Annotated in this window: 5 protein-coding genes; 1 reads left to right on the forward strand and 4 read right to left on the reverse strand. The window is 67.4% G+C overall.

Annotated elements, in window-relative coordinates; all coding sequences use genetic code 11:
- Positions 1 to 65 precede the first annotated feature (65 nt).
- The 3 genes from VGK32_06135 to VGK32_06145 all read right to left on the reverse strand — a co-directional run bounded on the left by VGK32_06135 (position 66) and on the right by VGK32_06145 (position 5953).
- Entirely contained in the window at positions 66 to 2549 is a 2484-nt protein-coding gene (locus VGK32_06135) for a response regulator (protein HEY3381329.1), read from the reverse strand.
- Positions 2550 to 2763: 214 nt separating this feature from the next.
- On the reverse strand, positions 2764 to 2949 hold the full coding sequence (locus VGK32_06140) for a hypothetical protein (protein HEY3381330.1): 186 nt from the start codon (positions 2947 to 2949) through the stop codon (positions 2764 to 2766).
- Positions 2950 to 2962: 13 nt separating this feature from the next.
- A complete protein-coding gene (locus VGK32_06145; GenBank protein HEY3381331.1) occupies positions 2963 to 5953 on the reverse strand; it encodes a PocR ligand-binding domain-containing protein in 2991 nt (996 codons plus the stop codon).
- Positions 5954 to 6120: 167 nt separating this feature from the next.
- Between VGK32_06145 and VGK32_06150 the strand changes: the two genes are divergently transcribed.
- Positions 6121 to 7341 carry an alpha-hydroxy acid oxidase gene (locus VGK32_06150; GenBank protein ID HEY3381332.1) on the forward strand — a complete coding sequence of 407 codons (1221 nt, stop codon included), beginning with the start codon at positions 6121 to 6123 and terminating at the stop codon, positions 7339 to 7341.
- A 101-nt stretch (positions 7342 to 7442) separates the two neighbouring features.
- Here the strand turns inward: VGK32_06150 and VGK32_06155 are convergent.
- Positions 7443 to 8264 (reverse strand): MurR/RpiR family transcriptional regulator (locus VGK32_06155; GenBank protein HEY3381333.1); only part of this gene is annotated, 822 nt, incomplete at its 5' end.

Consider the following 8264-nt stretch of genomic DNA (forward strand, 5'->3'; position numbering starts at 1 on the left):
GCGGAGGACACCGCATGGCGAGCATCGTTCCCGAGGGGGAAATCACTCCGGGACGGATTGATCCGCTAGCGGGCGTCCGCGCCGACGATCGACGTGGCGATGTACCTCGCGATCACGTCCCGGAGTTCCGCCTGCTTGATCGGCTTCGACACGTAGTCGGTCATGCCGGCCGCGAGGCAGCGCTCGCGGTCGCCTTGCAGGGCGTACGCCGTCATCGCCACGATTGGGATGCGCGAGAACCGACCAGTCGACGCGCGGATGATCGTCGTCGCCTCGTATCCGTCGATCACCGGCATCTGGCAGTCCATGAAGACGATGTCGTAGTCGTCGTTCGCGAGCCGGTCGACGGCCTCCTGCCCGTTGCACGCCAAGTCCACCCGGCAGCCGAGCTTCTCGAGCATCCGCATCGCGACACGTTGATTGACGGCGTTGTCTTCAGCAAGCAGCACACGCGCCGGACTGCGAAGCGCGGCGGGCGCGGCCGGCACCGCGCGGGCCGGGCCGGAGACCGCCGGACCGTCGTTCCCGAGCCGGGCAGGGGCGGGCGCCTGGCCCATCGCCGCCAGCGCCTCGATCAGTTGCGAGGGCCTGATCGGTTTGAGCAGGACCGCATGAGCCGCCACGCGGCGCGCTCCCTGCAGCGCTGCGGTCTGGCTGCGACGAGACACCATGGTCACGAGCACCGGGCCGGACGAAGCCGACGTCAGGTTGAGCGCGGCGAAGTCCGGATCGGCGACGATGTCCTGATCCGCGATGACGAGATCGAATGCGGCCCCGGCGTCGGCCGCCGAGCGAAACGTGTCGATCGCCTCTCGCGCGGACGCGCGGGCCGTGGGCAGCAGACCGGCGTCGAGCAGGCACTCGGTCGCGGCCGACCGTCGCGGCGCGCAAGCGTCGGCGACGAGGACGCGGGATCCGACCAGGTGAGCGGCCGTTGGCTGCGGAGCCGGCCCGGCCGGGTCCGGCGGCAGCGGGAGCGACAAGGTGAACGTCGAGCCGAGCCCCGGCTCGCTCGACGCCGTCAGGGTGCCTCCCATCAACTCGGCCAGTTGCCGGCTGATGGCCAGCCCGAGCCCGGTCCCTCCGTGCCGCCGCGTGGTTGACGCGTCGCCCTGGATGAACTTGTCGAATACCGCACGCAGGGTGTCACCGGTCATGCCCATGCCGGTGTCTTGCACAGAGAAGACCAGGCGCGCCGTGCGCGCGGGCGCACCAGGCTCCGCGCCGCCAGCCGGCTCGAGATCGGGCGGCTCCGCCGCCGCCGTGACGACGACGTGGCCTCGCTCGGTGAACTTCACGGCGTTGCCGATCAGGTTGACGAGAATCTGCCGGATGCGCCCGGCGTCGCCCACGACGAACCGCGGCGTGCCGGGCTTCCACCGCACGACCAGGTCGAGATCCTGGGTCTCGGATCGCTCGGCCAGCAACTCGGCCGCATCCTCGACGACGGTCAGCAGATCGAACGGGATTGGATCGATCGTCAGCCGGCCCGCCTCGATCTTGGACAGGTCGAGCACGTCGTTGATGACCCGCAGCAGTGACTCCGCGCTCCGCTTGACGGTCTCCGCATACTCGTGCTGATCCGGGTTCAGGCCGGTTTCGAGCAGCAGTTCGGTCATGCCGAGGACGCCGTTCATCGGCGTCCGAATCTCATGGCTCATGTTGGCCAGGAACTCGGTCTTCGATCGGCTGGCCGACTCCGCCGCATCCTTGGCCTCCTGCAGGCGCGCGTTGAGCTCCGCCAGCACCCGCGCCCGTTGCTCCGCCCGGCGGCGCCGCCGCCAGAGGAGTCCGATCGTGCCGAGCAGCAGCAGCGAGGTGCTGCCGATGGCGATTTGACGATAGGGAATCAGCGGTGGGAAGGCGAAGTCCGCCGGTGTGCGTGGCGTCAGGCGGTAGTCGTCCGCCCCCGGCGGCTTCATCGCATCGACGGTGGCGATGGCGGTCAGTGTGACGCTGTTGGACTGGAGGAGATGCTCGAGGAAGTTCAGATCCTGGAGAAAGTAGTCCGTGAGCATGACGGGCATCTGGCCTGTCCCGTCGTCGATGACCAGGCCCATCTTTCGTGCGAACTGCGCGGGCACGGTCAACAGGTGGCCGTGGACGCGGACCAACTCGGCGCTGTGGCGTCCTTCGCGAAGATTCGAGACCGGCACGTCCACCGGAGCCGGCGGGTCGCCGCCGCCCAGCCGGTCGAGCTTGGCGACCGCAAGTTGATTGCGGCCGTGGTACTGGCTGATGTCGCCCGTCACCCGCAGCCGATCGCCCCGCTTCAGGCGGCCGACCAGCGACGAGTCCGGACTGACCAGCCAGATGGCACCGGTGGCGTCCTGGAGGGTCGCGACCGTCACGTTCTGTCCGAGCACGCGGGGTTCGTTCGTGAGCACGCCCACGAGCGTGGCGCGCTGCCCGAGGCGGTCCGGCACGCGGTCATGGTTCGCGTCCGCGATCGCGGTTCCAACCATGAGGAGCGGCGGAGTCTGCGCGGTGGCGACCGGACAGGCTGCGCCGAGGAGGACAAGCGTGCAGGCGAAGGCGAAACGTCTCACGGATTGACTTCACCGAACGAGGGCATCACACGCACGAACGCTCGACGTCGTAATCGGCCGATTCCATGCCGGCTTGAGTGCCGCCGGTGCGTATTCTACGCCCGACTGGCACGAACTTCGGGACCTGCCGCATCCACATTCGATCACCCGCATCAACCGGTTGAGTTGGAAAACAGTTCCGGTCTGATTCGGGCGATGGCGGCCGGGCGGGCTGCTACCTCGCCTGGGCCGGGTAGACCGTCCGCACGGCGATGAGCAGCACCCAGCAGGCGATGGCGCCGCGCCACCAGCCCTGCGACGAGAGCCAGATCTGCCTGGCCAGGAAGGCATCGAGCAGGCCCATGGCCAACGCCAGACAACCCAAGAGCAGCAGGACCTGGAGCAACAGCTTCGTATTCATGGCAGTCTCCTGTTCAGCCGTCGAGCGCTTCGCGGACACCCCGAGCCAGCGTCGCGCGTGAGAACGGTTTCTGGACGAAATTTACGTTCTCGTCCAGGACGCCGTGGTGGGCGATGATGTCGGCGGTGTAGCCCGACATGAACAGGCATTTCATGCCGGGCTTGGTCTGCGCGAGGCGGGACGCGAGTTCCTTTCCGTTCATCTCGGGCATCACGACGTCGGTGAGCAGCAGGTGGATCGGTTCCGGGTGCTCCTCGGCCAGCCGAATCGCATCGTACGGCGAGGTGGCCGACAACACCACATATCCGAGCTTCGTCAGGATGGAACGCGCAGTTTTGAGCGTGCTGCGAGCATCCTCGGCGATCAGGATCGTCTCCGAACCGGTCGGCACCTGCTCGGGCCCCGGTGTCTTCTCCGAATCGGCGACCGGGCTTCGATCGCGCGGCAGCCAGATCTTGAACGTGCTGCCGACCCCTTCGTGGCTGTGCGCGGTCACCATGCCGGCGTTCTGCTTCACGATGCCGAAAACCGTCGACAGGCCCAGGCCGGTACCCTGGCCCGGTGCCTTGGTGGTGAAGAACGGCTCGAAGATGCGCTCGAGCACGTCGCGGCCCATGCCGCAGCCCGTATCGCTGACCGTCAGCAGGACGTAGTCACCGGGCACGAAGCCGACCTGGACCCGGCAGTACTCGTCGTCCACGACGATGTTGCTCGTTTCGATCGTGAGCGTCCCGGTGCCCGACATGGCGTCGCGCGCGTTCACGACGAGGTTCGCCAGCACCTGATCGACCTGGGACGGATCCATCTTGACGGGCCAGAGGTCGTGTCCGGGAATCCAGCGGAGCACGATATCCTCGCCGATCAGGCGCTGCAGCATCTTCAACAGGCTGCCCACGACCTCGTTGAGATCCAGCAGCCTGGGCTTGATCGGCTGGCGGCGGGCGAAGGCCAGGAGCTGGCGGGTCAAATCTCCCGACCGTCTGGCGGCGCCGATGATTTCTTCCAGGTCGTCGCGGATCGCCGAGTCCGGCCCGAGATCGAGCAGGGCCATCTCGGCGTGTCCCATCACCACGCTCAGCATGTTGTTGAAGTCGTGGGCGACCCCGCCGGCGAGCCGGCCGACCGATTCCAACCGCTGGACCTGGGCCACCTGTGATTCCAGCCTCTCTCGATCGGCTTCGCGATCGAGATTGTCGAGGCCGAACGAGATGTCGGTTGCCGACTCCTCCAACAACTCGATCTCCTGGGGACCGAAGAACCCCAACTCCGGCGCGTACACGGTCAACGCCCCGCGGATCCGTCCGCCCGACCGGACCGGAAACGCCGCCGAGGCTCCCCAGCGAATGCGCGAACGATCCTTGCGCCATGGCAGCGTGCACGGGTCGTTGAGGAAGTCGTTGCAGATGTAGTGTCGTCCCTCGCGGATTGCCGTGCCCGTCGGGCCGCGTCCTTCTGGCCGGTCGTCCGCGAAGAGGCGAATGCCATCCAGGTACCCGGTATCATCGCCGTGACTGGCCACGACCCGTATCTCGAGGGTGCCCGGCTCGACCCAGCCGACCCACGCCATCTGAAATCCGCCCGCCGTGACGAGCACGCGACAGATCTCGTCGAACAGGTCCTGCCTGGACTGAACCCGCACGAGCGCCTGGTTGATCTCGCTGAGCGCCGCGTACAGCCGGCTCAGCCGCGCGATTTCGGCTTCCGCCAGCTTGCGCTCGGTGATGTCGCGCGTCACCGACAGGATGTGCGGCTCGCCGTCGAGGGCGATCACACTGGCCGACATCAACGCCACGTGTTCGTCGCCGTTCTTCGCGCGGAACCGGGCCTCGAGATTCGAGACCTCGCCGCGTGCGGTCAGCCCCTCGACCAGGCGCTCGCGGTCCTCCGGGTCCACCCAGATGTCGAGTTCGAGCGACGAGTGGCCGATCACCTCCTCGCGCTCGTACCCGAGCAGGTCGAGAAAGCCGGAGTTCACGTTGACATACAGACCGTCCCGCAGCCGGTTGATGTTGACGGCGTCCGGGCTGTGGTAGAAGGCCTTCGCGAACCGCTCTTCCGAGAGGCGCAGCGCCTCCTCGACCGCCTTTCGGCCCGTGATCTCGCGTACGGTGGCGATCGCGCCGACCACGCGGCCGCCCTCGTCGTGCAGCGGACCGCACGTATCCGACGCCCACCCGGTCTTCCCGTCCGGGGTCGTGTAGGAGAAGTCGATCGGCGCCGGTGTGCCGCCTCCGAGCGCCATCTCGATCCGCTCGACCATCCCGACGTCGCGAAGGAACGGAAACACCTCCACCGGGTGCTTGCCGAGCACGTCGGCGGCACGGACGCCCGAGATCCCTTCCATGAACGGGTTCCAGACCAGGTAGCGAAGGTCCGGTCCGTAGACGATGATGCCCTCCTGGGCGCTGTCGATGATCTGCTGATTGAAGGCGTGCGTGTTCCTGAGCGCCTCGTCCTTCTCGGCGAGGAGCGCCCTGGCTTCGATCTCCTGCAGATTCTTGTGGCCGATGCCAGCGAGGATCTGGGTGAAGCCCTTGATGAAGTCGAGGTACTGCGTGAGCTTCTCCTGCGTCCAGACGGGCACCCTGGCCACGGCGTCGAGATACGCGGCTTCGTCGAATCCGTACCTGGCGGCCTGCTGGCGGAAGTACTCGAGATCGGGCGGTTCGAGGAACAACTGCCCGGTGAAATAGTTGCCGAGGTGCTTCCCCCCGATCACGATAGGGGTCGCATTGTCCACCAGGCCGTGCGGACAGCGGTAGGTCACCGCCGGATTCGCCTCGTGGAGATGGCTCAGGATGTACTGGTCGCTGGCGCGGCACTCCCGCCCGCACTCGGGGTGCGGGCGATGGAACTTCGTGCAGATGTCCTGCCACGCGGTGGCGGTCAGCACGTTGCCGTCGTTGTCGATGATGGCGGAGGGAAACGAGTAGACCTCGTTGAGCTTGTCCTGAAGCGTCTGGAACAAGGGGATGTCGATCAGATCCTGCAGGCGGTAGTCCATGGGCACGTCCCGATGACAACAAGAGCGTCTGCCGGTGAGGCCAGCGTGCGGCGGGGGCGCGTGCCACCACCCGCGCGGGCCACCCGTGCGGGCCATGATACAGGCTCCGGCGCCGGGGCGCACGCCACCGGGCTGTATAATCCCCTTGCCCCGAAAGGAGTCCCATCATGCGTTCCCCATCGTCGTCGCTCGACGGTCGCCGCGCGTTGCTCAGATTCCTCGCTGCCAGCCCACTCCTGGCTGGTCTGGCGGGGCCCCGCGGCTGGCTGGATGCCCACGCGCAGACGTCCGATCTGATCACTGCGGCGAAGGACGGCCTCGACGTCTTCGACTTCGAGGCGGTCGCGCGGAAGAACCTGTCGCCGGCCCACTTCGGCTACCTCGAGACAGGCACCGATGACGACGGGACGATTCGCGTGAACCGTGAGGGATTCACGCGCTACGAGTTGAGGGTGCGTCGGCTCATCGACATCAGCAGGATCGACCCGTCGGTGTCGGTGCTCGGCGCGAAGTGGGATTCCCCGATCTTCCTGTGTCCGGTGGGCAGTCACCGAGCCTTCCACGCGGACGGCGAGCTGGCGGTGGCCCGTGGGGCGAAGCCGGGGAAGCACATGGTGATGCTCGCCACACCGTCCACGACGGCCATCGAGGATGTGAACGCGGCGCGCGGCGAGCCGGTCTGGTTTCAACTCTATCGGCGCAACGACTGGAACCAGACCCGCCAGATGATCAAGCGCGCCGAGGCGTCGGGCTGCCCGGCGCTCGTCTTCACCGTCGATCTCCTGGGCGGCAGCAATCGGCTGACTTCGGCGCGCGCAGAGCGGCGCGACACCCTGCCGTGCGCCTCGTGCCATCCGAAGGGCCTCGACGCCAACCGCCGCAAGCCGATGATCGCGGACCTGAAGCCCGCGGCCGCGGCGCCGGAGATTGGCCCGCCGACCTGGGAGTTCGTCAAGCGGCTGAAGGACGCGACCCCCATGAAGCTGGTCGTCAAGGGCATCGTCACGCGCGAGGATGCCGAGATGGCCGTCGAGCACGGCGTGGACGTCGCGTTCGTCTCGAATCATGGCGGCCGCGCCGAGAACAGCCTGCGATCGGCTGTCGAGTGCGTGCCCGAGGTCGTGGCTGGCGTCGCCGGACGCATACCGGTGATCGTGGACAGCGGGTTCCGCCGCGGCACCGACATCTTCAAGGCGCTGGCGCTCGGCGCCACCGCGGTTGGCGTGGGACGGCCGTACATCTGGGGCTTGGCGGCCTTCGGGCAGGAGGGCGTCGAGGCGGTCCTGGTGATTCTCCGCCGCGAGCTTCAGATGGTGATGCGCCAGGCGGGCACGACCGCCGTGAACAGGATCACGAAGGCTTACCTCGTCGATCGACGCGGGCAGTGAGACATCACTCCGGGAGAGTTTGCGTACCCTGGCCGGCCACGGCCCGGGTTACCCGTGCGCGAACGACGTCGCCCAGAGCAGCGCAAGGACGACCGATCGCATCATTCTTCCTTGCGGATCGACAGGGTGGCCTCCATGGCCTTCAGAGAACGGGGACGGGAACTCGCGGCGATGGCGGCCGCCAGCCCATGGACGAGGACCATGGGAGCGGACACTGAATTCGACGGTCCGAGGGTGTCCGTTTTCGCCACGAGCACCGCGTCGCTGTGCCTGGCGATGGGGGCGATCGCCTGGTTCGTGACGCTCACCACGCACGCGCCCCGCTTCTTGGCGAGGGCGGCGGCTTCGATGGTCTGGAGGGAGTAGGGCGGGAAGGAGAAGGCGAAGAGGGCGTCCCCCTTGCCGATCCGGACCAACTGCTCCGAGACGTTCAAGCCCGTGTGCTGGAGGGCGAAGCAACGAAGGCCGATGTGCTGGAGGACGAAGGCCGCGAGCCCAGCCAGATGGGCGGACACGCCCACCCCCAGGAGGTACACGCCGTGGGCCTGGGACAGGATGTCCGCGGCACTCCGGAACGTGACTTCGTCGAGCAGGCTCATCGTGGCGGCGATGTTCCGCGCCTCCTGCCTCGCGATGGCGGCGACCTCGGACAGGCTGGCCGTCTCACCCGCATCCAGGTTCAACCTGAACTGTTCCAGGGGAGACAGGCCTTTGTGCAGGTCGCGCTTGAGGCCCTTCTTCAGTTCCGACAGGCCCGTGTAGCCCAGCTTCTGGACGACCCGGATGATGCAGGCCGGCCCGGTGTGGAGATGGACCGCCAGTTCCTGGACCGACAGCAACGCCACGCTCTGGGTCTGCTCCAGGAGATAGCCGGCGATGCGGCGCTCGGTGGGGGTCAGGGCATCCCGTTGCGCGTGGATGGC

This window comes from Vicinamibacterales bacterium, assembly GCA_036504215.1.
Lineage (GTDB): Bacteria > Acidobacteriota > Vicinamibacteria > Vicinamibacterales > Fen-181 > FEN-299.

Excerpts from the sequence above, each read along its gene's own strand:
- VGK32_06140 (HEY3381330.1), bottom strand. The coding sequence starts at position 2,949 with ATGAATACGAAGCTGTTGCTCCAGGTCCTGCTGCTCTTGGGTTGTCTG.
- VGK32_06145 (HEY3381331.1), bottom strand. The coding sequence starts at position 5,953 with ATGGACTACCGCCTGCAGGATCTGATCGACATCCCCTTGTTCCAGACG.
- VGK32_06150 (HEY3381332.1), top strand. The coding sequence starts at position 6,121 with ATGCGTTCCCCATCGTCGTCGCTCGACGGTCGCCGCGCGTTGCTCAGA.